This is a genomic window from Dictyobacter alpinus (assembly GCF_003967575.1).
Lineage (GTDB): Bacteria > Chloroflexota > Ktedonobacteria > Ktedonobacterales > Ktedonobacteraceae > Dictyobacter > Dictyobacter alpinus.
This window is the reverse complement of record NZ_BIFT01000001.1, coordinates 4,669,988-4,694,071: the sequence shown is the minus strand read 5'-3', so window position 1 is coordinate 4,694,071 and position 24,084 is coordinate 4,669,988. Positions and strand designations below refer to the sequence as shown.

Genomic DNA, 24,084 nt, shown 5'->3' with positions numbered 1-24,084 from the left:
CATGTACAGCAAAAAGCCAGAGAATTGCCTGCGAGTAATTCTCAAACGTGGTATAGTATTGCTTGGTAAATATATGCGCAAAAGAACAAGCATACTCAAGGTAGAAGCAGAGTCAGCGTTCACCGTAAGCGGCTCGGCCCTTCGATTGAGTGGACATGCGATGATAAAACAATCGTATGAGCTATGGCTAACGATTAACAAAGCATGATATTTTTCTGCTGTGTTTGCATAAGAGAAGAGATCTTCGTGCAAAGATGTAAACATATGCAATTAAAGAAAGGAACATCTTACAATGGAACTTGGAATGATTGGAATTGGCCGCATGGGTGCCAATATGGCCCAGAGATTGCTGCGTGCTGGACATAAGGTTGTGGGTTATGCCCGTACAGCTTCGACCGTTGAGCAGCGCGTGAAGGAAGGTGCCATCAGCAGCGGCGCAACTTCATTAGAAGATGTCGTCAAACAGCTCAACAGCTCTCCCCGCATCCTCTGGCTGATGGTTCCTGCCGCTTCGGTTGATGACACCATCGCCCAACTGCTGCCCCACCTGTCAGAGGGAGACATCCTCGTAGACGGAGGAAATTCCAATTATCAGGATGATATCCGCCGCGCAGCCGAGCTTGAGAAGCACAAGATCCACTACGTTGACTGCGGAACCAGCGGTGGCGTATGGGGCCTGGAGCGTGGTTACTGCCAGATGATCGGTGGCGAAGACGAAATCGTAAAATACCTCGATCCCATCTTCAAAACCCTGGCACCTGGCGTTGGTGCGATTGACCGCACCCCTGGCCGTCCAGAAAACAAGGGTACAGCTGAGGAAGGCTACCTGCATTGTGGCCCTCACGGTGCCGGCCACTTCGTCAAAATGGTCCACAACGGCATTGAGTACGGAGTCATGGCTGCCTATGCTGAAGGATTGAACATCCTGCATAACGCAAACATCGGCAAAAACACCCACATGGTCGACGCCGAGACCGCTCCGGTACAGAGCCCAGAGCACTATCAGTACGACATGGACCTGCCAGAGATCTCCGAGTTGTGGCGCCGTGGTAGTGTCATCAGCTCATGGCTGCTCGACCTGACCGCGCAATCCTTCCAGGAGAACCCAACCCTCTCCAATTTCTCCGGTCGTGTCGCCGACTCCGGTGAGGGTCGCTGGACCATCAAAGCCGCCATCGACGAAGGCGTCCCTGCTCACGTCCTGAGCGCCGCCCTCTACGACCGCTTCGAGTCCCGTGGTCAGGCCGAATTCGCCAACAAGGTTCTATCGGCCATGCGCTTCCAGTTCGGTGGACACCACGAGCGATAGTTTTTCTATCCACCACCACAAGCGCCGGGCCTCTTCTGATTAGAAGAGGCCCGGCTTTTTTTATTGGCAGAAGACGTGCTTATAGCACTCAGGCGTCGCGGCTCTTCCATTGGGTCTGGACGGTCTGGGCGATCTGGTCGGCGGCGGCATTGATTTCTTTGGCGGTAGTCCAGCGGCCCAGGGTGAGGCGCAGGGCACCAAGGGCACGTTCACGGGATTGGCCCATGGCGCTGAGGACGGCCGAAGGATCGGTTTTGCCTTCATGGCAGGCCGAGCCGGTCGAGCTAGCAATACCAGGCATGGCGGCCAACACTTCTTCTCCCAGAATCCCGTCGATGCTGATATTGAGCGTATTAGGCAAGCGATCAGTAGGATGTCCGTTGAGGTGGACGGAATGGGGCAGGCGCTGCTCAAGCTTCTGCTGGAGCTGGTCACGCAACTTTTGCAGGCGCGGCTGGCTGAGCGCCAGTTGTTCACGGGCCAAGACAGAGGCCGCGCCCAGTGCAACCATATAAGCCACATTCTCGGTCCCGGCACGCAGGCCATGCTCTTGTCCACCACCATAGAGGAGCGGCTCCAATTGCAGGCCACGGCGCACATAAAGGGCACCAATACCTTTGGGCGCATAGAGTTTATGGCCGGCAATAGTCAAGAAATCCACACCAAGCGACTGGACATCGGTCGGAATCTTGCCGACCGCCTGTGAGGCATCGGTGTGCAGTAGAATGCGATGACGACGGGCCAGATCAGCCAGTTCAGAAATCGGCTGGATCGTGCCGGTCTCGTTGTTGGCATACATAATCGAGATCAGCGTCGTTTGTTCCTCGATGGCCGCCGCAACTTCCGCGGGATCGATGCGACCATACTTGTCCACGGGCAGATAGGTCACGCGCAAGCCGTGGAGCCGCGTCAGGGACTTACAAACGTTGAGGACGGCGGGATGCTCACTGACCTGGGTAATGATATGGTTGCCATGGAAACGATTAGCCAGGGCCGCCCCACGAATAGCCAGGGCATCACTTTCAGTGCCCGAGCCCGTAAAAATAATCTCATCCTGCGCGCATCCTAGCAGGGACGCCACCTGCTCACGCGCCGTAGCCATCGCGGCACGCGTCGTCTCAGCATAGGCATGGGCACTGGATGGATTGCCGAAGTACGTAGTTAAATACGGCAACATCGCATCCACCACCGCTGGATCAATCGGCGTAGTCGCATTATAATCGAGGTAGATCGGGCCGTCTTGTAAACCAGGATGAGTCATGGTGTAAATCCCTTCCAACTAACAACAATACGCTGGATGTACTTTCCTCATACTTACAGCATAACGCGCCTGTATAGAGCACGAAATAGAAAGAGAAAAAGCTCCTACACGCATGTTTGTGCAGGAGCTTTAAGGGGTATTACAACTAGCTTATTTGGCCAGTTCAGGGAACTTGGCAGCCAGTTCGCGGGAACTGGGCTCGACCAGGATGGAGCCGTCAGGAAAAACAATGGTTGGAACCGAGCTGGCACCATTATTTACTTTGACGACGTACTCGGCCGCCTGCTCGTTTTCCTCGATGTTGATATAATCGTAAGCGATACCGTGAGAGTCAAACCAACGTTTGGCATTGCGGCAATCACCACACCATGTTGTTGCATACATAGTTATTTTATTTTGTGCATTTGGAGTCTCATTAGTAACTTCTGACACCACTTTACTCCTTCGAATACTAGCAGATAGAATGGAAATTTTGCTTATCTGTTATTTCTAACACGGCGCGTAAAGCACTTATTCCCATACATTATTTATCTATCTGCGAGCCTATTCCACAGCTACCGAGACCGGCTTATTGATGCGCTCCAGCATCTTGTCGAGGAAGCGCTTGCCACCGGTGGCGATCAGTGAGGGGTTGCGGGCCAGGACACCCATGACCAGGCTGGCGGTAAAATCGCCACGCAGGGCCTGAGCTGCCTGGGCTGGTGTCAGGCGCTTGAGTAGATCCAACGAACTATCCCATTGAGCATCGCTATAGGCGGCGATATGTTTATTGATCATATAGGCGATATCCATATCGCGCGCGAAACGTGAGCGCCAGCGCTGATCGAAGCTCGACAGAAAGGCGGCCGAGGTATCACCGGCTTTCACTGCATCGGCAGCCGTCTCACCGGCCATCTGGCCCGAATAGATCGCGAAGCGGATCCCTTCACCGACCAACGTCGATCCATGGCCGCCAGCATCACCGGCCAGCAGCAAGCCATCACGCGAAAAGCTGGGCAGAGCGCCCTCGGATGGGAAGAGGCCGGTATGGTACTCCAATGGACTCGCACCCTTGAAGCGCGTCGCCAGCTGGGGAATCTCACGCATAATACGATCCAGATAGACGCGGGCATCCGCATCGTTATCAGGATGGATGACGCCAACACCCAGGCGTACGCGGCCATTGCCACGTGGGAAGGCCCAGGCATAGCCCTGAGGTGCATAAGCACTACCCATAATCAGAAAGAGCTCATCCTGAGGATAGTTAGGAGCATACAGATCGTATTCCGCCCCAAAACCATAGCGATGGAACGCGCCACCCATATCTGTACGCACACCAATATGGCGCGCGAAGCCGGAAGCATCAATAGTCACATCCGCATTGATCGTCAGGCGCTCGCTCACATGTGATTTGGCCGTTACACCGATCATGCGGCCATTCTCTTGTAAGGCCTGCTCAACCGTATGGCGTACACGCAGTTCAGCGCCAGCGGCTACCGCACGGGCAGCCAGATGCTGATAGAGACCACGGATATCGACCACACAGGCCACCGCAGGATTATAGTGGAAAGGTACCTCGCGATGTGGGGTCAAGAAATAAACCGTTTTCACGGGATGGTACAGGTGTTCAGGGATGCCCAGGGTCTGCATATCTTTGACCCAGCTCCCCCCACTGGTATGAATGGGGTAACCAATTTCGTTCTGGCGCTCTAAGACCAGTGTGCGTACGCCCCGCTTAGCAGCCGCTTCAGCCGCCGCCAATCCAGCGGGTCCGCCGCCCACCACGAGCACATTATAATCGTCTGACATGGAAGTCCTTCTTTAGGAGAATGATGCATAATTTGTAGAACTACAGCAATGATTTCTTGTGAATTGCAAGAAATCGGAGAAGGTTCGTTCTCGTTCTTATCGAGCTAAGTATAGTTGAATTGCAGCATACTGTCTAGTTCTTTGTTTGCTTCAATGGCATACGCCTCGCGCCTGCAGCGCTCGCTTTTTTTATGGAGGTGGGCCACTGGGGCGGTCGCGACCGCCCCAGTGGCCCACCTCCATAATGGATAATCCTGTCGAGCCGCTCTCACCTCGTATGCTCGCTAGCAACCATTCACGGGGCAAAGGATGGGAGCGGGTTGATACCGTCCCAGGTACCGTAGGAGGCAAGGGGGCGGAAGCGGGCGAAGAGTTCTTCACGGTACCAGTGTTCCTGGCGGGTACGGCGAATGACGTGGTTGTGGGGGGTGGTTGGCCCGTAGGCGAAGGTTTTGATGGCAGGGAGGGATGTCCAGAGGCTGAGCGTGGCCTGGTAGAGCAGGGGGGCCTCTCCAACGCCGACTGAGTTGATGAGGGTCGGCTGTTGCAGTAGCTCTTCCGCTACGGCCGGGACAGCTCCAAGGAAGGCTCTGATCTTAGAGGAATAGATAGTAGCACGGGTCAGGATGATCCAGGGACCTTCCTGGGGAGCAGGGGCTGGTGTGAAGGCGCGCAGGGGATCACGGCTACCCCACTCTCCGTGCCAGGTTACCGGCAACATGTGGACGGTCCAGGATTCCTCGGAGCGCTGGTGGATGCGTTGCATGAGCTTTGAATGGGCCTCAAAGCGCTTCAGGTCGGCAAGAGAGCGCCAGACGGTAAAGAGGGCTGAACGCTGTAGATCGGCATGAGGATCAAACACACGGCCCTGTCCGACACCAAGCAAGCGCCAGAAAGTCAGTCCTTCAGTATGCATGAGCGGCCAGCGATCGAGTCCCAGGTGGGCCAGAACATGGCTGCCGCTATAGCGACGGGGATAGCGAGATAAGGTAAAAGCAACGACTGGCTGCTGGTCATCAATGATCATAATTTATCCTCAATTTGCTGGCCGGTCAATGTGGCGCGAAGGCGCTATTTTCTTGACGCGAGCACTGTTTTTATGCTATAATTAGAACAAGATTTCAAGAGGTTATTCCCCTAAAAATTCAAGCTTCCTCGTAGATAGATACCCCCGTATATTCTCCATTTTTGTTAGCCTGAAAAAGAATATCTATACATATAAGACAGATACCACACTGAGGAAAAGGGGAGCAACGTACACATGAGTATAATACAAATTACCCAGACCGTGCAGATTATGCCAACCATTATGCCCAGACGTAGCAAGCGGGCAGCTCAACCTACGTTGCCCGGCATGGAGGTTGAGACTGAGCAGGCACCAAAGATCACCAATCGGCAGATCGCCGAGGTGCTCTCAAATATCGCGGATATGGTAGCCAGCCAGAGCGGCAACGTCTACCGGATCCAGGCCTATCGCAATGCCGCCCGTGGCATTCTGGACCTCCAGGAGCCTGTGGCCGACATTCTCGCCCGTGGCGAACGCCTGCAGATCCCCGGACTGGGTGAGCGGCTGCGTGGACGAATCACCGAACTGGTTGAGTTTGGTACGATGACCATCAACAATGGCTTCCATATGGATACCCTACCCCAGGGTGTACGCGCCCTGATGGCCGTGGAACATATCGGAGTCTATACCGCGATTCGCCTGTACCAGGAACTTGGCATCGATAGCGTCGAGAAGCTGTGGATGGCCGCGAACCAGCATGAGATTCGTCAGCTAGCAGGCTTTGGCATCCGTAGCGAGGCCCGACTCAAAGCCGCCGCCGAGCAGATGATGCCCAAGAGCAAACTGGCCTCACACCTGATACCCCTCGGTGCAGCATGAGTGCGGCGTCTCGTTTGAACAGGGAGACCAGTGGTCTCCCCCAAAACTTATAAAGTCTCGAACAGGGATATAAGGAGCCTATTAATAATAATAGTCAGCCTTCCCTCATCATGATCCTGAATAAGAGGCATTACATGCACTTCAACCAATTTCTGAATATCTTCTTTAGAGAACGCCGCCTGGGAAGATCTTTCAAAGTCATAAATGGTAAGATACACCATTGGAAGTAACTCTTTCAAACCATCTACTCCCAGTGCATGGAATTCCGTAACCGTATCAAAGAATTTCGCCCCAAAGACAAACCTTAGGCGCTCCCAGAATCCTTTGGGATCGCGCAACTTTCGGGCTTTATTCGCACCAATACTTTGCACCTCACGCCCAATGCGTATTGCGTCTCCACTATATCGCTGCCAGGTATCCTGATCTACACCATAATGATCGCAGATCAGGATAAACATTTCAATCAAAGTGACCTGTATCGTCTCTATTTGTGTCCCATCCAGCAACATAATTGACGCCAGCATACGACTAATCTCTACCAACACAAAGGAGAGCCGATTCAATTTGCGCGCCCCAATAAGCGACTCTTGCAATTTACTCAACGGCGTATGATCTGGCAGACTCGCGAAGAGGACCCTAACTAATTGATCTAAGCCTTCTCCAGTCACTGAAGATATAGGGATAAGCTGACCATTGGAAACCTCCGACCACTGTTGTAGCATCTCCTTACGTTCATCCAGAGGTTTATCGTTCAGTGTATCTAAATGCGTACCTGCCACGACCAGGCGTCCCTTATATTGAGCTTCAAGTTCTTTGAAAAATGTTCTTAACAGCTTCTTTTCAGGACCAGTGAGCGTGCGAGAGGCATTTACCACCCAGAGAACGTTCGTGATGGGGGCGTACTTTTTAATATTATCAAGTGCAATCTGGTCAACATCAGACGGTTGCGAATGACCATATTGGACGGTTTGTAGAGGAATAGCCATAGGACGAGGATAGTCACTATCCTCAGAAAGGCTCAAGAAGAGCCGTGTTATATTATGATAAGGATATTTATCATCACCAAAGATACCAGGTGTATCATAGATAGTCAGGCCACTTTGATATCCAACGCTCAGCACTCCTTTGGTTGTATCAGGAGTGATTTTGGTTTCTGCGATTGGAAGACCAAACAAAGTATTCACCAGGGTTGATTTACCGGCAGAGACCATCCCAACTACAGCAATCTGAGGATAGGTACCACCCCTTTGCAGTTTAAGCAACGCAAGTGACAATATGCGCGCCTCTTCGTTTTCTGGTTTAGCAGATTCAGATTTTTTGGTGTGCAACTTTTTAAGAAATCGCTCGAACTCATCTAAACTTTTTTCAGTAACCGCTTCCCCAAGGGCGGCCAAAAGTATTTTTAGGCCATCATACACATTTGGATCACCAAGCATTGCACCCTCCTTAGTGTCGTGGCGAAGCAAGCACAATTTTCCTGGCTGGATAGTTGACATTCGGTGCGTTCCCTCGCCTTTTCCATCAATTGCAACAGTCCAGAATAGTGATTGATAGAGATGCTAAGTACCGTTTATCATACCCTGCACACTCTTATTCTACTACAATAAACATAATAAACCAGCCTTCTGCTAATAAGATTAGTGTTACCAGATAAAACAGCTAGATTCTAACAAAAGATGTCAATTCATATTGTTTCAAGGGGAAAAGTGATAGCCGCCAACGTTGTCACATAGAGCTGGGTACGCTAAGCTGGCGACATGAGTCGACGTTCCGTACGTCGAGTGGGCGCCACACGCAAGGCCGCACTGCTGAGGTTTGGTAGGCCAGAATGTCAGAACGACGCGCAGCGCTGTGGCGCCTACACCGATCACGGTGATGATGCGGCAGTGATGAGGAACATGTGGTTGCCGGTCAAAACGTTCCCGAGCGATCAGGGTTGAAGAAAGATGATCGGTGTAGGCGCCACAGGCATGCGATGCTTTCTAAACATGTTTCGCCCTTGATCACGCCGCATACCGGCCTTGCGTGTGGCGCCCACTCGACGTACGCTCGGCTGGCTTTTTACGTCTTCTCCTCGATCGATTCGTGGCTTTTCACGCCGTTTTCGTGGCCCTCAACGTACTTAACCGAAAAATATTGGGGGACGAGCCCTGCCGGTACGGTTGTGTGTTACTCGACAAGGTTGATGAAGCGTTGCTCCAATTCGTAGGTGCGGGGACCGGGTTGGCCGGATCCGATGATGTGGTCGTCGATCTGGATGACGGGGGTGATCTCTTTGGAGGATGAGGTGATGAAGGCCTCGTCGATCTGTGGGAGTTCACTGAGCAGGATGGGGCGCTCCTCGATGGTGAAGCGACCTCGCGCCAATTCCAGGACGACATCGCGGGTCACACCAGACAGGACCTCCGCACGGGGCGTAATCAGCGTATCCCCACGGAAGACAAAGAAGTTGCTGCGTGTTCCCTCTAAGACGTGGTCGTGCTCATTGACGTAGAGCGCGTCGGTGGCATCGTGTTGGGCTGCAACCTTGAGCGCACGGATCGCTGAGACATAATTCGAGGTCTTGGCTTCCGGGGTCGAACGGGTCAGGCGGGTCGTGATCAGTTTAGCACCACGGGCAAAACGCTGCATGTCACGCTCGGCCAGCGGCGTAATTAATACCGCCAGACCGGAATCGGCCGCCGGCAGAACGCCATCCTCGCTGACACCACCCGTTACCAGCAAGCGGATAGATGCATGTTCATAGGCATTACGCTCTATGATTTCATGGATAATTTGCCCGAGAAAAGTGGCCGAATACGAGACCGGCAATTCAATCATGTCAGCCGATCGATAGAGACGGCGCACATGCTCATCCAGATGAAACGGGCGGCGATGATACGTTCGTAAAGACTCAAACACGCTATAACCGCGCAGGACCGCAACATCATTGATCGAGATGCGAGCATCCTGCGGATGCACCCAGTCCCCATTGACATACCACCAGGCATTTGTATCCATGCGACATAATCCTTTCCCAGCGCTATCGAAATAACGCCTCAACACAGGAGCGAACAGGCGTTAGAAGCCTTTATTTTGTGGATACTGCTCACGCATCCAGGCCACAAAGGTATCCGGCATCGCCATCGTCGAAAGACGGCTCTGGCGCACCAGGCTCCAATCATCAAACAAATGACTCTCTTTGACCGCGCGCAGCGTCACCGGTTGAGCTAAACGACCAACAAACTCCATATCGACCACCCAACTCTTAGGTTCATATTCATCTGGCCGTGGATCCGAGGTCACGCGGGCCAATCCAACGATGGCCGACTGCCCCAGGCTATGGTAAATAAACACCAGATCGTCCGGCCGCATCGAGCGAATTACCAGCAACGCCGCAGCGTTGCGCACACCATCCCAGACCGTTTTTTTATCGTGCTCAAATTGCTCGATCGAATACGTCTCGGGATCCGTTTTTGCTAAAAAATACGCCATGTACAACACCTCAATCAAGATATTCTCATCATAACAAACAAAGCCATCCCGACACAATAGGTGAAACGCCCAGAATGTATTTTCATGAATTTGCATAGAAATGATACAGATTCAGCCAAATTGACGCTAATTTATCTAACCAAAAAAGGTTTGCTTACGTATACTAAGTGTAGTAAAAAATAACTACTTAAGATGCTATATTGCACATCCATCAGCAAGCAACGATCAATTGCGCGTTGAGGATGTACTGTAAAAATGTACAATCGCTCTTTGAAATTTCTAATGTTTTACTTCATTTAAGTAAGGAGAATCATTCTTATGACACAGACAGATCCAAACGCAGAGCAGAAGTCAGTCTATGGCGTAGAGGAGCTACAGGTTGTTGGCGAGCAGTTGCTGGCCAAAGTCAAAGAACTGGTCCACGAGGGCAATGTACGCCGCATCATCATCAAACAGGACGGTCGCTCGCTTATCGAGTTCCCATTGACACTTGGTGTAGCCAGCATCGCTATCGCCCCAGTCTGGGCCGCCGTCGGCGTCCTGGGTGCCCTGCTCGGGCAGTGCTCGATCGAAGTTGTGCGCACAGATAGTCCAATCAACGAGGCTGCCACCGATGTAGCCAATGCCGCCTCCGATCTCGGACATAGTGTTGACGAAATCAAACTGGATGGCGGCGCAACCCTCTAAGGATCGGGCTCCCCATTCAAGCGCAATAGGTAGATACATATATCGGCCTGGAAGTAACTTCCAGGCCGGTCGTATTTTTGGCAGCCCATGTCATATAATATGACAGATCAAAGCAACCATATTTTGTGACATAGTGTTTGATTACCATGAAATCCATGTCCCGTTTAGCATTTTTTTGCGCCTTTGGCGCTCCAACGGTTTTAAGTGTGGTGTCAAAAACTGAGCAAAGCTCAGTTTTTGACACCACACTTAAAAGAAGCATGGGCCCTTCAGGGCCCGCGTGCGGCTGGCTGCACGCTCCCTAATGAGAGTAGGAAACAAACACTATCTGAGTAAAGCGAAAGGAATAGTGGTTTACCATGACAGCTGCAACCCTGGAAGAGATCGCGGCATATGCGTCGATGCCCATACAGATCGAGAAGGCCATCGAGAGATTGAGCGAGGCCCAGCTACAGCACACGCCGGCTGAGGGAGAATGGAGCATCCATGAAGTATTAATACACCTGGCTGATAGCGAGGCCGTCGGCTACTGGCGACTGCGTAAAACACTGGCCGAGCGTGACTCCGTCCTGGCTCTTTATGATGAAGAGGCCTGGAGCAAATCCCTGTACTATCGTCAGCAAGATAGCATCCTGGCCTTGCGCCTCTTCTCTGATCTGCGGGCCGCCAATGCCAGCCTGTTCAAATTCTTGCCAGCCGAGGCCTGGGAGCTTACCAGCATCCACGCGGAACGCGGCAAAATGAGCCTCTACGAGATCTTCCGTATGTATGTCGAGCATGGAGAGATCCATCTACAACAGATCGAACGCCTCAAAGCCTGAGGTGAGGCAGCCTCCATGCCATCGTCAGGATATGGAGGCAGAACAATCGGTCGCAAGGCTTGGGGCGATGGGAAGCGTAAACCAGAAGGTTGAACCAACACCCGGCGTGCTCTTGACACCGACCTGTCCTGAGTGCCGCTCGATGATGGTACGACAGATATGCAGACCAAGCCCCAGGCCCACGCCCGAACCACTTTTCACAATAATGTCAGGAGCCCGGTAGAAACGCTGCCAGATACGCTCCTGCTGCTCCGCTGTAAGTCCTGGCCCTTGATCCTCAACCTCCACGCGTGCCATCTGCTCATGCACCGAGACACAGACATTGACAGGACTGGTCGCCTCGGAATATTTGAGGGCATTGGAAAGATAGTTATTAACAACCTGTCCGATGCGTTCAGCATCCGCATTGACCATAATCTCAAGGACCGAGGACTCAAAGTGCAAGGGGCGCGTCGGCACCAGATTACACTGATCCTCGACGACATCGCGTACAAGTTGAGTCAGATCGATAAGTCTGGGTGAAAGTTCCAGCCGATTCGCATGAATACGGGAAACGTCGAGCAGGTCATTGATTAGACGATTCTGCACTTTCAACTGGCGTTCGGCGCGCTCCAGCAAGCCTGACAATTGATTGAGGAGCGGTGCACTATCTCCTTCGAGAGTACCAAAACGAGCAAGCTGTCGTCGGACAAGCTGCAGATTGCCCTGAATGCTGGTCAGAGGCGTCTTAAGCTCATGGCTGGCCATACCCAGAAACTCATCCATCTGTTGCATAACTTCCTGGGTAGCCCAGACACGCATCCAGGCCTCCTCACGGCCAAGTTGCAAACGTTCGCGCTCAATCAGCAGGGCCGCAAGCCTGGCAATAGCCAGCGCCAGCGCACGATCTTCTCTCGTATAGACCATCCATTCATCTTGCGGATACAGAGAGAGCAATCCCACCAGCTCGTCCCCCAGATGCATAGGCACAAGTACAGACCGTTTAAGATACGGGCGTGGCTGGCGATCATAATAGGGCGGCTTACTCACATCAAGCAAGACCACTTCACCAGCCCGTAATTTCTCCACGAGAGCATCATTCTCAAGGCGGGCCGCCAGGGATTTGCCCTGTGCATCATCAAGCAGCGTCTGCCGAACCTGACCATCAAAGCCAACCATAATCAGCGTATCAATGATGTCGCTGGCAGGCATAAGTTTAGTCATAACCACGCCTTCGCAAGAGAGCACCTGACAAATAGCCTCCAATACCCGGCGCGCAACCTCGTCATGTGAAGGCTTTGTGCGCTCAAGATTATCTAACGGCTCCTCACGTGTATCCAACACTTCAGCAATCGTCAGCAAAGCGTTTAAAGCGTGCTGGAGACGTCGCTCTTGCTGCTGCCGCTCAGTGATATCCAGGATAAAGCAGACCCATTGCGGCGGATCAGCCTGCACTTCGGCGGCCCCAAGCAAAACCGCGACCCGACTACCATCCAGGCGCGTGAACTCTTTCTCAAAGGGGGTACACACACCACGCTCACGCAATTCTTGCAAACAATGCTCATCGCGTGAAACATACTCCGCTGGTGTCATCGCCCGCCAGTTAATGCGGCCCGCTCTCAGGTCCTCACGGCTATAGCCAAGCAGATCAAGAAAGGCATCATTCGCCTCGAAGATGTGGTCAACATCAGCGATGATAACACCAATCACATTAGAATCGATCAAGCGGCGGGCACGAGCTTCACTCTGAATGAGAGCCACCTGCGCCTTTTTAAGCTCCGTCACATCACGATTAATCGCGAGTACCGAGACGACATTACCACACATATCGAGTTCGGGATTCAAGCGAGATTGATACCAGCATAGACCTGCGGTGGGCGAAGGGTAGGAAAATTCCAGGCTGCGAACTTCGCCGGCCAGCACCTGATTGAATGCATCATTCCATGACCGCAGTGCTTCGGCCGACATCCCTAACTCTGAGATAGTTTTACCAATAACCTCATCTGGTCGTAGTCCAAGTACAGCAGTAATAGCTGGATTCACATAGACAAGGCGCCGAGAACGATCATAGCGTGCGATAACATCTGTGGCGTTCTCTGTTAGCATGGACAGCGCCCGCCGTTCTTGTTGCAGGGCCTCTTCGACCTGCTTGCGCTCATCAATATCTTCAATCACAGAAATAAAATAAAGGGGAGCCTCTTGCTGATCACGGACAAGCGCGACCGTCAAATTAATCCAGACCAGCATTCCATTAGCACGGATGTAGCGCTTCTCCATAGAATACGTCGAGATCTTGCCGGCAAGTAACTGTTCAACGTAGGCCAGATCGGCCGACAGATCCGGGGGATAGGTAATGTCCTGAAAGCGATGGAGCTGCAACTCGGCACGAGGATAGCCCACAATGTCGCACAGCTTTTGATTGACCTGTAAGAAGCGTCCATCCAGGCTCACATGAGCCATCCCGACGGCCGCCTGTTCAAAGGTCGCTTGAAAGCGTCGTTCATTCTGCCACATTTCCTGCTGCAGCAAGGCAAGTGCCTGCTGGTCATCGTGGGCACCGGAGTCTGATGTGGTGGGCATACACCTGCTCTCCTCTCTTCACAGCAGTAATAAAGAGAAGCCATCTAGGGAGCTTACACGTCAAGCATGAGACTCTAGTGGCAGTATATTGACATCCTATCACGATTGTAAAGGTGACATCAAGCCCAACTACCCGTGGGGAGTTATACCGAAGAAGATGTCACGTCTTTCTGCTCTGGGTATTTTGTCTGCACCATCTGAACTTATCTCCCGAAATGACTGTATGAGCTTAATCAACGTGTTATGATATGCGTCAGTACTGTACAAGGATGCATAAGATTTGTCCATATGTGATGTGACATTGTTTCAGGTGCATTACCCTAATTTTTCGAGAGGTGGAGGTAAGCAAGGGCACATGGTAAAGGCAACGAAGGATCAGGTGGATCAAAGTACCAAAGGAACGCGCCCAAAGACGCGCGACCGTATTTTGCAGGTGGCACGTGAGTTGTTTAATGAACATGGTGAAGCCAATGTAACGCTGGCCCATATAGGAGAACATCTAGGGATCAGTGAAGGCAATGTCTGGTATCATTTCCGCACCAAAAACGCGGTCATTTCAGCGATTTTTATGGAGCTCAAGGCAAAGGTCCAGGCGAACCAGCAACGTGACGTTGGTGATCTGCGCCAGGTGAGCCAGCTACAGGACCTGCTAACACGGGGCTTCCACTTGATGTGGGAATATCGCTTTCTTTTGCGCGACAATATCAACTGGGCCGTGGCACAACAAGATGTCTATGCACAACTAATCGCGCTCACTAATCAGGTACATATCTTTATTGAGAATGCACTGAAACTGCTATGCCAGAGCGGTATCCTGGCCATACCGGAGTGGCAGATCCCGATTGTAGCGACCAACCTGTGGATTATTAATCGCTACTGGATCGATTATTGCCAGACACGCAATGGTCAGGAACAGATTACCGAACAGAGTGTCCAGGAAGGCATAGAGCAGCTACGCTCAATAGTCTTTCCTTATCTGACACCGTTGGGACGACAAATACTCAATAGAAGCGATCCCATGAACACTGAAGAAAACGCCACCAACCAAGCGTAATTTTGTACATCATGGTGGGATGGCGTTGTGGGAGGACAGCCATGAGCCAGCCTTGCGTACGTCGAGTGGCGCCACCCGTTTTTCCACCCAAGACCGGCTCGCCACCCACGATCATCGTTGGGTATGAAACATCGCTGAGTTGAAAGTATTGGGCAAAATCCCTATGAGTTTTGCTGTGCTCACTGCAAAGCGATTACGTGTTTTAGGGACATTTCTTACGTGAAGCGGTGGCAGGGAAAAGCCCTGCCGTTACAGTTTGATGGCGGTCACGGCTTGTCCGGGAATGTTCTGCTCGCCTTTGTGGGTGCGCGGAAAGGTTTTGATGTCGGCGGCTTTGTGGATGATGGCCTGATCATTTTTGCCATTGTTGGCGATGATCAAGAGGGTATCATCCTCGTGGACAAGCAGGGTCTGGACAACGTGATCGGATTCTGAAAGCTCGGTCGTGGGTGCACCATTGGTGGCTCGGGCCTTGGGCACAAACTGGCTGACAGGCACCTTTTTGGTCCAGCCACCCTCGGTAAGGACCAGGAGGCTGGTAATACTAAAGATGTCTTGATCGGCCTCAATGGCGGGCTCACTGTCCAGGTAGCTGGCACTGACGACCTGGCCACCTTTGCTGAGAGAGATGGCGGCCACACCCTGTCCACCACGACCCTGGCTGCGTAGTTGCTCGTCGCTAAAGCGCAGGGTTAGCGCGGTATCGGTCGTCACAAAGTATTCGCCACGACCATAGGAGACCAGAGCGGTCGCCACGCTATCTCCATCCGAGAGCTTCATATCCTGGATGCCGTCTACATCGGCGGCTTTGTATTCGCTGAGCGGAGACTTCTTGACTTTACCAAGGGTGCTAAAGAGTACCAGATAGCGATCCTCATCATACGCATCGACCGGCAAAATCGTCACCACATCTTCACCCGGCTCCAGGCGCAGCAACTCACTCAGCGCCTCACCTTTGCTTGAACGGGTCATAACAGGAATGCGGTGGGTGGCGATCTGGCAGACGCGACCACTGGAACAGATACACAGCAGGTAGTCCTGGGTCGTGGCTGGCAGTAACTGGCGTAGCTGCTCATCACCGCGTACCGGCGTGTAGGTGGCAATCGCAGCATTTTTGCCACGCGGCTTATAGGTATCAACGGGCAGCGCTTTGAGCGTCTGCGCGCGCGTAAGGCCGATCATGATTGGCTCGCGCTCATGCAAACTTTCAACTGTTTCAATCGGGGTTAGCACATTTCCTTCAGCGTCAATCACGGTCCGACGCTCATCGCCAAACTGTTTGATCAGTTGCTGCATCTCTTTTTTCAGGGCCGCAATCAGCACCTTACGATCACCAAGCAGATACTCCAGTTCCTGAATACGCAGCAAGAGATCTTCGCGCTCTTTCGCATACTTGTTAGCATCCAGACGTGTTACCTGGGACAGGGTCATCGAGGCAATCACATCGGATTGGATCGCGGTCAGCTGATAGCGCTCCTCAACCTGCTTACGTGCCGTCGCCCGATCTTCAGCCTGTTGGAATATTTTGACGATCTGCTCAGCATTCGCGGATCCAATTACCAGACCATCAACCACATGCAGACGTTCCTGAGCCTTACGCAGATCATAATTAGCGCGACGCGTCATCACATCAATCTGGTGCTCATTCCAGTAATTGAGCAGCTCCAGCACACCAACCTGCTTTGGCTGGCGACCAGGTTGCATTGGCTCACCGAAGAGGAAAACCATCTGGAAAGACTGCGCGATCTGCAGATCAGTTTCCTTGAACAACTGCATCAAGGTCTGGCCTGCCTCGGCATCCTTGCGCAGCTCAAGCACGATACGAGTCCCCTTTTCGGTATCGCTCTCATCGCGCATCTCCGGCATCAAGCCCTCAAGCTTGCGAGCATTGATCGCTTTGACGATCGAAGCCTTGACTTTATCACGTCCAATTGGAGGGATCTGCGTCACGACCAATGAGCGGCTACGTGGCGTCTCTTCCAGGCGCACATCGGCCCGCACAATAATACGACCCTTGCCGGTCGTGAAATAATCTTTGATACCCTCGATACCAACCACACGACCACCCTGAGGAAAATCAGGGCCCTGAATATAGCCCATGATCTGCTCAACCGTCATGTCCGGTCGGTCGAGCAAAGCGATACAGGCCCGCATGACCTCGCCCATATTGTGGGGCGGAATATTCGTAGAGAGACCGACCGCGATGCCGCTGGAAGCATTCACAATAGGAGGAATGCGGCCCGGCAAATAATCGGGTTCCAGCACACGCGGATCCTGCTTATAGGTTGGATGGAGCGGAACCGTCTCACGCTCGATATCCGCCATCAAAGCCTCAGCCATTGGGGAGAGGCGCATCTCGGTATAGCGATACGCCGCCGGATCATCCCCATCCTCACTACCCATGTTCCCCTGTCCCTCGATCAGGGGATAGCGCAACGTAAAAGGCTGAGACATACGGGCCGCCGCATCATAGACCGAGGTATCACCATGAGGATGATAATTACCCAGAATCAGGCCAACCACCTCAGCACTTTTGACCGTTGGGCGCGACGAAAGATACCGCGCATTCAACATACCAGCCAGGATACGCCGCTGCACAGGTTTAAGACCATCGCGAGCATCAGGAAGGGCACGGTCAGTCACCACCGAAAGTCCATATGTCGCAAAGGCCTGCGACATAATCACAGAGAAATCCTCGCGAATAATGCCAGTTCCTGAAGAATCTGTTTCTGTCGTGTTACGAGCCATCTATTTTATACGTCCAGTTCCTTAATTTTGCGGGAATGTTCAGCCAGGAATGTGCGCCTCCGCTCCGCATTTTTATCTTCCATTAGTTCCGCAACCAGTTTCGCGGCCAGGATACCATCTTCCATGGTGACACGCTTCAGCATACGGCGAGCAGGATCCAGCGTGGTATCACGCAACTCTTTCGGATTCATTTCACCCAGACCTTTGAAGCGCTTAAATTCAAGATTCTGCGCATCGGGATGGATCCGCACAAATTGGATCCGGGCATCATCATCCAGCAACCAATGCACCTTATTTTTATACTTTACCGAATAGAGCGGCGGACAAGCGATATAGACATGTCCAAGATCGATCAGATCGCTGAACTCCTGATGGAACAGGGTCAGCAGCAGACACTGAATATGCAGGCCGTCCACATCAGCATCGGTAGCAATAATCACACGATTAAATTTCAAACCACTGATATCGAAGAAGTCACGCGTCCCGGTACCAAGCACGTTGATGATGGTGCGAATCTCTTCGTTCTCCACAATACTCTTCAGATCAGCCTTGGCGACGTTGAGCGGCTTACCCTTCAACTTCAGCACCGCCTGGAACTCTGAGAAACGTCCCTGACCAGCGCTACCGCCAGCCGAGTCACCCTCGACGATAAAGAGTTCGGCGCGCGAAGGATCATTGGTATTACAGCGCAAGAATTTCTTCGAGAGCGTCGTATCGATCAGCTCGCCGCTTTTCTTTGTTCCAGCCCGAGCCAATTCCTCCACCAACTGCGCCTCATTACGAGCCTTCTGCATCTGCTGGATGCGCTTCAACCACTCTTTGCCGATGCCAACATTCGACTCAAACCAATCCTTGAGTCCCTCATCCACCACCGAGCGCACCATACCTTCAACCGGCGCATTATTCAAGCGATCCTTGGTCTGACCCTGGAATTGAGGATTGGTCAGTTTCACCGAGATCACCACATTCAAACCCTGCTGAATCACCTCGGGACGAAAGCCATCGCGCTCACGATTGCGGATAATATTCCACTTCAAAGCATAATCATTGATAACCTTGGTCAGAGCCGCCTTAAAGCCAGTCTCATGAACGCCACCATCGCGTGTACGGACCGCGTTCGCATAGCTGTACATAGAGATTTTATAGCCCGTGGTTGGTTGCAGCGCCACCTCAACCCGTACCTCGTCCCGCTCCTTCACAATATTAAGCACATTTTTGAAGAGCGGCGTACTGGTCGTGGTCGCGAGATCACGTACATAGTCGGGGAGACCATCACGTGAATAGAAGACATGCTCAACCTGCTCGCTCGTCGCATCATCCCAGGCATTCAAATGGAAGGTTACGCCACGATTCAGATAGGTTGCCGCCTTCAGCCTACTCTCCAATGACTCCAGAGAGTAATAAGCATCGGGATCAAAGATCGTGCGATCATAGAGCCAGCGCAACTGGGTGCCATGGAGTTTGGGATCACAGGCCGTAATCTCATGTGGTTCCGCCACGCCCCGGCTAAAGGTTTGAAAAAACTGCTGACCATCCTTCCAGATCGTCAACTCCAACTTCTCGGACAAAGCATTGATGACCGTCGAACCCACACCATGGAGACCACCAGCCGTCTTATACGCACCTTCAGCAAACTTACCACCCGAGTGAGGAACCGTCAAAATCACCGTCGCCGCCGGCAAGTACTCGCCCTGATAGCGCATAGGATCAAACGGCATACCGCGCCCCTCATCCCGTACCGTCACCCATCCTTCTTGATCAATGTGGACCCAAATATTCTTGCCATATCCCGCCACAGCCTCGTCTACAGCATTATCCAATGCCTCCCAGATCAGATGAATCAGACCAGAGGTAGACGTGGAACCGATATACATTCCTGGGCGATGTCGAATGGCAGCAATACCCTCAAGTACCTGAATATCCGCCGATGAATAGGTCGAGGCACTTTTTTTGGTGCGTGTTGCTTGCTTCACTTCTACTTTATTTGAAATCATATCTTCAGAATGTTCACTTGTTCCCCTCGTAGCAAAGAGAGAAAGTTGCTCATGTGTAGCATCCGACTCATCTTGTACAGGAGGGAGTGCATTGGGGGAACGAAACATCTACCCTTATACCTCTCTTCAGAATGCTTTGATTGCTTATTCAGCATACAGCCTTCATTCCCGAAAGTCAAGATGCAATTAGACCAAAAGTTCTAACTGACAATAAGCCACTTTTTCGCAAAAGTATGTTCTGACTTATTCCGATCCTCAAAAATGAAAGCGGAAATATGATCATTCTATGGATTTAACACGTCCGCCTGGCGTAATTCAGCAATCTCGCGGGCAATCTTTGATCAAACACACTAATTTTCGTACAGAATACCTCTTGATAGACGCACATGGGAAGAGATTTCCGGGTTAGACCATACTTTCGGCCTATAAAACCCTTAGCTCTGAGCTCCCATGTAACACTCCCCCACTACATATCCAATTGGTACAGCATAGGTGATAAACACCGGATCGTCAAAAACTATTCCATTGGGCCAACGCGCTACGTATCATACGCGAAGAAAGCGTAACGCGCAAGAGCGGCATCCAGGTTCTCTGTCAAAAATCTGGTGGTATGGTTGGAGGAGAACGTGCGCAACCTTCACGATATCGGGCTGGGAATTTTGAAACTTATGTGCGAATTGATGCTATATTATATATAAGTTATGTGCCTTTGGAAGCAGGAGAAATTTGCAATGAAACCTATAACTGGCCAGTATGAGTGTATACATAGCTCTGGTGTTGGCCTGGATTACTTTACGTCACGCATAGATCGGTTGGTGTTACAGGCAAATAGTCGTTTTGTGTTGACGACACAAAATCGCAGCCGAGCGGTGAATGCTGCGCAGTCCTTGATGAAGGGACAACAGGTCTCGTCGGCGGCTCCGGAGACACGGTTGGAAGGTAGCTATAGCCAGCAGAATATGCTGGTGCAGCTACAGTTTGATCATGGTGGCCTCGAAAAAGCGCAGTTAGACGCGGATGGGTCCGGCCTGCAGATTGGTCCGAACCATTTTAATAAGGTCTCGGATTCGACGATGCTGCCACCAACGCATCGCTTGCAGAAAGATATGGATGATATCGCGAAAGGCATTAAGATCGCAACCACACTGGGTGGAATGGCGGTAAAGGCCGCGAAAACGATCCAGGGAACAATCCAATCGGTCCAGGAAACGAACGCGCAGCAGAAGCCAGCTGCAGGGACAGCGGGAACGGCACAGCAGCAGCCGGCCTCAACGCCCCAATATAGCGCTCCGGCACAGCAGCAGCCGGCAACGCCTGTTTATCAGCCTCCGGCACAACAGCAGCCGGCAACGCCCGTTTATCAGCCTCCGGTACAGCAGCAGCCAGCGGGACATGTTGAGACGCTGTTTTGTGATCAATGTGGGTCACGTATTCGGCCTGGAAAACGCTTCTGCAATATTTGTGGAGCGCGCTTACCGTAGGCAAAGGGCAAGCGTTAGTGGGCCTGCTCTTTGCGTAAATAGTCATAGGCAGCAATAATACGCTGCATCTCTTTGGGATCGCCACCGCAATCAGGATGGTGGCGTTTCGCCAGTTTGCGATAGCGCCGCTTAATTTGTTCCGGGGTCGCATTCGCCGGGAGTCCCAGTACAGCCAGGGCCTGTTGGCGCTGTAAAAGCGGCCGCGCAGGATTAGCATTACTTTGCCAGAAGCTCCGCACTCCAAGGCGGACCGCATCCCACAATAAATAGACAAACGGTTTAGGTGGTCGCGAGCTCATTTTCTTCTTTTTCCACTCAATGCTAGCTATAACAGTTACATACATCTATACTATACGCTATTCCGCCACATAATGAAACGCGCCTATGCTATTGTCCGTGAACAATGTATTAGAAACAAAATTTCTATATGTCTGACAGATTACCAGTCATTATAATAAGTCATTTTTTCTGGGAGCAGAAAGTAATCCTTACAGGCACTAATACATAATTCACGTAAAAGACACGAGTAAAGAGGTATTTTCATGGCAAGTGAGACGCATACAGAAAACGAATCCTTGAAGGATAAAGCCACTGAAATAATTTCAGAAGCGCCAAAAAAGACCAAAACATTGCAACTTTTCTTTAAAAAATTTGGCTTTGATTGGGCAACAACATTCGCGGGCGCACTCGCCTATAGCTTGCTAACGGCGATGGTGCCGATCGCCATCGCGATCGTAGCGATCCTGGGTTTTGCCCTGACCTTGATTCCAGGTCAACAACATAGCACTGCCGTCCTTGACACTCTGAAAGCCATTCCAGGACTAGAATCAGTTCAGGGTGATCTCGTACAAAGTGTTACGGACAAGCTGGCCAAATCGGCTGGTTTTCTGGCAATCATCGCTGTGCTGCTGGCCCTTTTTGGTGGCTCACGACTCTTCGTCGCCATTGAGGGCAGCCTGGATATCGTCTATCGCGTGCGCCCCCGCCCACTGATCAGAAAGAACGCCATCGCGATCGGGATGATGCTCATTTTTATCGTCCTGGCGCCGATCATGGTTTTCGCAGGCACATTACCGGCAACAATACTCAACATTCTCAGTCATAATCCTTCCCTGAAGTCCATCCCATTTCTCTCAGCGGTAGCCGCCAATGCCGTGATCGTCCAGATCGGGGGCTATGCTGGAGGCTTACTGGCCGCCTTCTTATTGTTTGAGGCCATCTATGTAATCGTACCCAATCAACGCATCAACCCACGTAACAGCTGGCAGGGAGCCATCGTGGCGGCAGTCCTGCTGGAAGTCTTTCTCGCGCTTTTCCCGATCTACACAAACAATCTACTGGGCACATATACAGGTCAGATCGGTCTGGTCATCGTGCTGCTAGCCTTCTTCTACTACTTCGCAGTCATCCTGATGTTAGGCGCCGAAGTCAACGCCTTCTTCTTCGAGAACGTGCAGCCGCTTCCCAACGATCTGGGCACCTTTGTCAGTACCATGGGCGGCACACTCAATCGCGATCGACCCGATGCCGAGTCGGATGCGCATGTGGATTCGAAACCAACCGAGCAGGCCGATTATACACATATCGCGCATACACGGCACGAGGAGGAGCAGAATCAGCGCAAAAACGAGGAGAAGCAGGAGCGCACAATGCGCCCCCACATCAATCGGGATCGCCAACAAGCGCTGGACAAACAGAAAGATAAGCAGCCAGGCAAGATGTCGGCCACGATTGGAGTCATAGCCGGATCAGCCCTGACCGTGCTGATTGAGTCCATACGCATGCGCCGTGGTGGCAAATAAACGTTGAGCCACCTCTAAAGTGAGACCGGACCAGCTAAGGCCGTGGGCGAGCAGAGCCGCGCCCCGGGCGACCTCAAAGCCAGCTGGTTCGGTCTCACTATGTGGAAACAGAAAAAACTGGTAGCGATCCTCAAAGTACTCCAGGACCCGCTCCTTCCGTTCAGGGGCAGCACGAGAGAGCAGGACCACATCCTCCAGTTGATGCAGGGCCAGGGTCGCCGCCAGATCTCTGGTCAATTGCTCAAGCAGAGCCTGCTCCATCTGATCCGCTGGACCATCCAGGGCCACCCACTCCCCATAGCCATCAACGATCTGACCATTGCGTAACACTGTCAGACGATAGGATGTCTCCCTGAGTTCCAGACAACAGAAATTCAGCTCCGACCAGCCCGCATCCTGCCGACGCATATGATAGAGCAGCAAAGCCACCACGCACAGCATATCCGCCAGACCCAGACGGGGCCTCATCAACAAACGATACGGCGGAACAGTTGGCAGATAGCGGAGCGAAGGCAAGACAAAGACCCGATGTGAAAGAGAAGACAGGGTAGCCAGGAATGCTGGTAGCGGAGAAGTCTCCAGCGACTCACGCGAAACCAGCGATAGTCTCGTCTCATAAGGGGCTGCAAGCCCGATACTCATCTCGGGATAACAGCCACAGGTCTGCTGCAAATAATGTTCAAGCACCGTTACCTCATCAAAGGACCGGCACTCCAGCACCATATCATCCTCCACCAGACAGGTTCGCCACGCACTGGTGGCATACTCAATACCGATACTGACAGCCATAGAAAGAAAACTCCAATAACCATAGATGCAGACAAAATATTTCGCGTCACTCCACGCGAGTGCCGCCATTATACCATGCCAGGGACGTTGGAGCCTAAGCGTGTCGTCTTGTAGGCCGAGTGGGCACCTTGCGCCAATGGAACATACGCCGAGTGGGCGCCACACGCAAGGCCGCACTGCTGGGTTTTCGTGGGCCAACGCGCATGAACGAGACGCAGTGCTGTGGCGCCTACACAAATCACGGTGGATGTGGCCGCATGGATAGGGAACGTTTGGCGGACCATATTTTCCATCCGGACCCGTCTCTTGACGAATAGGATCCTCAACATGCTTCGGAGGCATGATCGCCAAGCGGGAACGTTGCTGAGCGATCATGCGCACAAATCATGATTGGTGTAGGCGCCACAGGCATGCGATGCTCTCTAAACACGT

General features: G+C 52.2%; 19 protein-coding genes. 7 read left to right on the top strand and 12 right to left on the bottom strand.

The window, feature by feature from the left end:
• The first annotated feature begins 292 nt into the window (after positions 1-292).
• On the top strand, positions 293-1,309 hold the full coding sequence (gnd, locus tag EL633_RS18565; RefSeq protein ID WP_126628614.1) for a phosphogluconate dehydrogenase (NAD(+)-dependent, decarboxylating): 1,017 nt from the start codon (positions 293-295) through the stop codon (positions 1,307-1,309).
• Positions 1,310-1,397: 88 nt separating this feature from the next.
• Here the strand turns inward: gnd and EL633_RS18560 are convergent, their stop codons facing one another.
• The 4 genes from EL633_RS18560 to EL633_RS18545 all read right to left on the bottom strand — a co-directional run bounded on the left by EL633_RS18560 (position 1,398) and on the right by EL633_RS18545 (position 5,385).
• Positions 1,398-2,570, bottom strand: coding sequence for a cysteine desulfurase family protein (locus tag EL633_RS18560; RefSeq protein WP_126628613.1), 1,173 nt, complete (start codon positions 2,568-2,570; stop codon positions 1,398-1,400).
• A gap of 150 nt (positions 2,571-2,720) precedes the next feature.
• On the bottom strand, positions 2,721-3,002 hold the full coding sequence (locus tag EL633_RS18555) for a mycoredoxin (protein ID WP_246039166.1): 282 nt from the start codon (positions 3,000-3,002) through the stop codon (positions 2,721-2,723).
• Positions 3,003-3,113: 111 nt separating this feature from the next.
• Positions 3,114-4,358 carry an NAD(P)/FAD-dependent oxidoreductase gene (locus EL633_RS18550; protein WP_126628612.1) on the bottom strand — a complete coding sequence of 415 codons (1,245 nt, stop codon included), beginning with the start codon at positions 4,356-4,358 and terminating at the stop codon, positions 3,114-3,116.
• Between the two features lie 295 nt (positions 4,359-4,653).
• Positions 4,654-5,385, bottom strand: a complete 732-nt coding sequence (locus EL633_RS18545; protein ID WP_126628611.1) for a spheroidene monooxygenase — start codon at positions 5,383-5,385, stop codon at positions 4,654-4,656.
• Between the two features lie 234 nt (positions 5,386-5,619).
• On the opposite strand from EL633_RS18545, the gene EL633_RS18540 reads away from it, so the two are divergent.
• On the top strand, positions 5,620-6,243 hold the full coding sequence (locus tag EL633_RS18540) for a helix-hairpin-helix domain-containing protein (protein ID WP_126628610.1): 624 nt from the start codon (positions 5,620-5,622) through the stop codon (positions 6,241-6,243).
• A gap of 47 nt (positions 6,244-6,290) precedes the next feature.
• On the opposite strand, the gene EL633_RS18535 is transcribed toward EL633_RS18540, so the two are convergent.
• The 3 genes from EL633_RS18535 to EL633_RS18525 all read right to left on the bottom strand — a co-directional run bounded on the left by EL633_RS18535 (position 6,291) and on the right by EL633_RS18525 (position 9,717).
• Positions 6,291-7,679, bottom strand: a complete 1,389-nt coding sequence (locus EL633_RS18535; RefSeq protein WP_161982245.1) for a GTPase — start codon at positions 7,677-7,679, stop codon at positions 6,291-6,293.
• Positions 7,680-8,412: 733 nt separating this feature from the next.
• Entirely contained in the window at positions 8,413-9,243 is an 831-nt protein-coding gene (locus EL633_RS18530) for an aminotransferase class IV (RefSeq protein ID WP_126628608.1), read from the bottom strand.
• 60 nt (positions 9,244-9,303) lie between these two features.
• A complete protein-coding gene (locus tag EL633_RS18525; RefSeq protein ID WP_126628607.1) occupies positions 9,304-9,717 on the bottom strand; it encodes an EVE domain-containing protein in 414 nt (137 codons plus the stop codon).
• A 318-nt stretch (positions 9,718-10,035) separates the two neighbouring features.
• On the opposite strand from EL633_RS18525, the gene EL633_RS18520 reads away from it, so the two are divergent.
• Together EL633_RS18520 and EL633_RS18515 are read left to right on the top strand one after the other, a co-directional pair.
• Positions 10,036-10,404: a DUF4342 domain-containing protein gene (locus tag EL633_RS18520; RefSeq protein ID WP_126628606.1), complete on the top strand. Its 369-nt coding sequence runs from the start codon at positions 10,036-10,038 to the stop codon at positions 10,402-10,404.
• Positions 10,405-10,763: 359 nt separating this feature from the next.
• Positions 10,764-11,225 (top strand): DinB family protein, encoded by a 462-nt coding sequence (locus EL633_RS18515; protein WP_126628605.1) that lies wholly within the window; start codon positions 10,764-10,766, stop codon positions 11,223-11,225.
• Positions 11,226-11,249: 24 nt separating this feature from the next.
• Here EL633_RS18515 and EL633_RS18510 read toward each other — a convergent pair whose 3' ends face one another.
• Positions 11,250-13,784: a sensor histidine kinase gene (locus tag EL633_RS18510; RefSeq protein WP_126628604.1), complete on the bottom strand. Its 2,535-nt coding sequence runs from the start codon at positions 13,782-13,784 to the stop codon at positions 11,250-11,252.
• A 355-nt stretch (positions 13,785-14,139) separates the two neighbouring features.
• Between EL633_RS18510 and EL633_RS18505 the strand changes: the two genes are divergently transcribed.
• Positions 14,140-14,838 (top strand): TetR/AcrR family transcriptional regulator, encoded by a 699-nt coding sequence (locus EL633_RS18505; RefSeq protein WP_126628603.1) that lies wholly within the window; start codon positions 14,140-14,142, stop codon positions 14,836-14,838.
• A gap of 249 nt (positions 14,839-15,087) precedes the next feature.
• On the opposite strand, the gene EL633_RS18500 is transcribed toward EL633_RS18505, so the two are convergent.
• Entirely contained in the window at positions 15,088-17,586 is a 2,499-nt protein-coding gene (locus EL633_RS18500) for a DNA gyrase/topoisomerase IV subunit A (protein WP_126628602.1), read from the bottom strand.
• Between the two features lie 5 nt (positions 17,587-17,591).
• Positions 17,592-19,688: a DNA gyrase/topoisomerase IV subunit B gene (locus EL633_RS18495; RefSeq protein ID WP_126628601.1), complete on the bottom strand. Its 2,097-nt coding sequence runs from the start codon at positions 19,686-19,688 to the stop codon at positions 17,592-17,594.
• 623 nt (positions 19,689-20,311) lie between these two features.
• Here EL633_RS18495 and EL633_RS37120 point away from each other — a divergent pair.
• A complete protein-coding gene (locus tag EL633_RS37120) occupies positions 20,312-21,061 on the top strand; it encodes a zinc ribbon domain-containing protein (protein WP_174845169.1) in 750 nt (249 codons plus the stop codon).
• A gap of 14 nt (positions 21,062-21,075) precedes the next feature.
• On the opposite strand, the gene EL633_RS18485 is transcribed toward EL633_RS37120, so the two are convergent.
• The gene (locus EL633_RS18485) at positions 21,076-21,360 is read right to left on the bottom strand and encodes a J domain-containing protein (protein ID WP_161982244.1); all 285 of its coding nucleotides are present in this window, start codon (positions 21,358-21,360) and stop codon (positions 21,076-21,078) included.
• 243 nt (positions 21,361-21,603) lie between these two features.
• Here EL633_RS18485 and EL633_RS18480 point away from each other — a divergent pair, with 243 nt between their 5' ends.
• Positions 21,604-22,863, top strand: a complete 1,260-nt coding sequence (locus tag EL633_RS18480) for a YihY/virulence factor BrkB family protein (protein WP_126628599.1) — start codon at positions 21,604-21,606, stop codon at positions 22,861-22,863.
• Here the strand turns inward: EL633_RS18480 and EL633_RS18475 are convergent.
• A complete protein-coding gene (locus EL633_RS18475) occupies positions 22,810-23,652 on the bottom strand; it encodes a DUF1464 family protein (RefSeq protein WP_161982243.1) in 843 nt (280 codons plus the stop codon). The genes EL633_RS18480 and EL633_RS18475 overlap by 54 nt on opposite strands.
• Positions 23,653-24,084 lie beyond the last annotated feature (432 nt).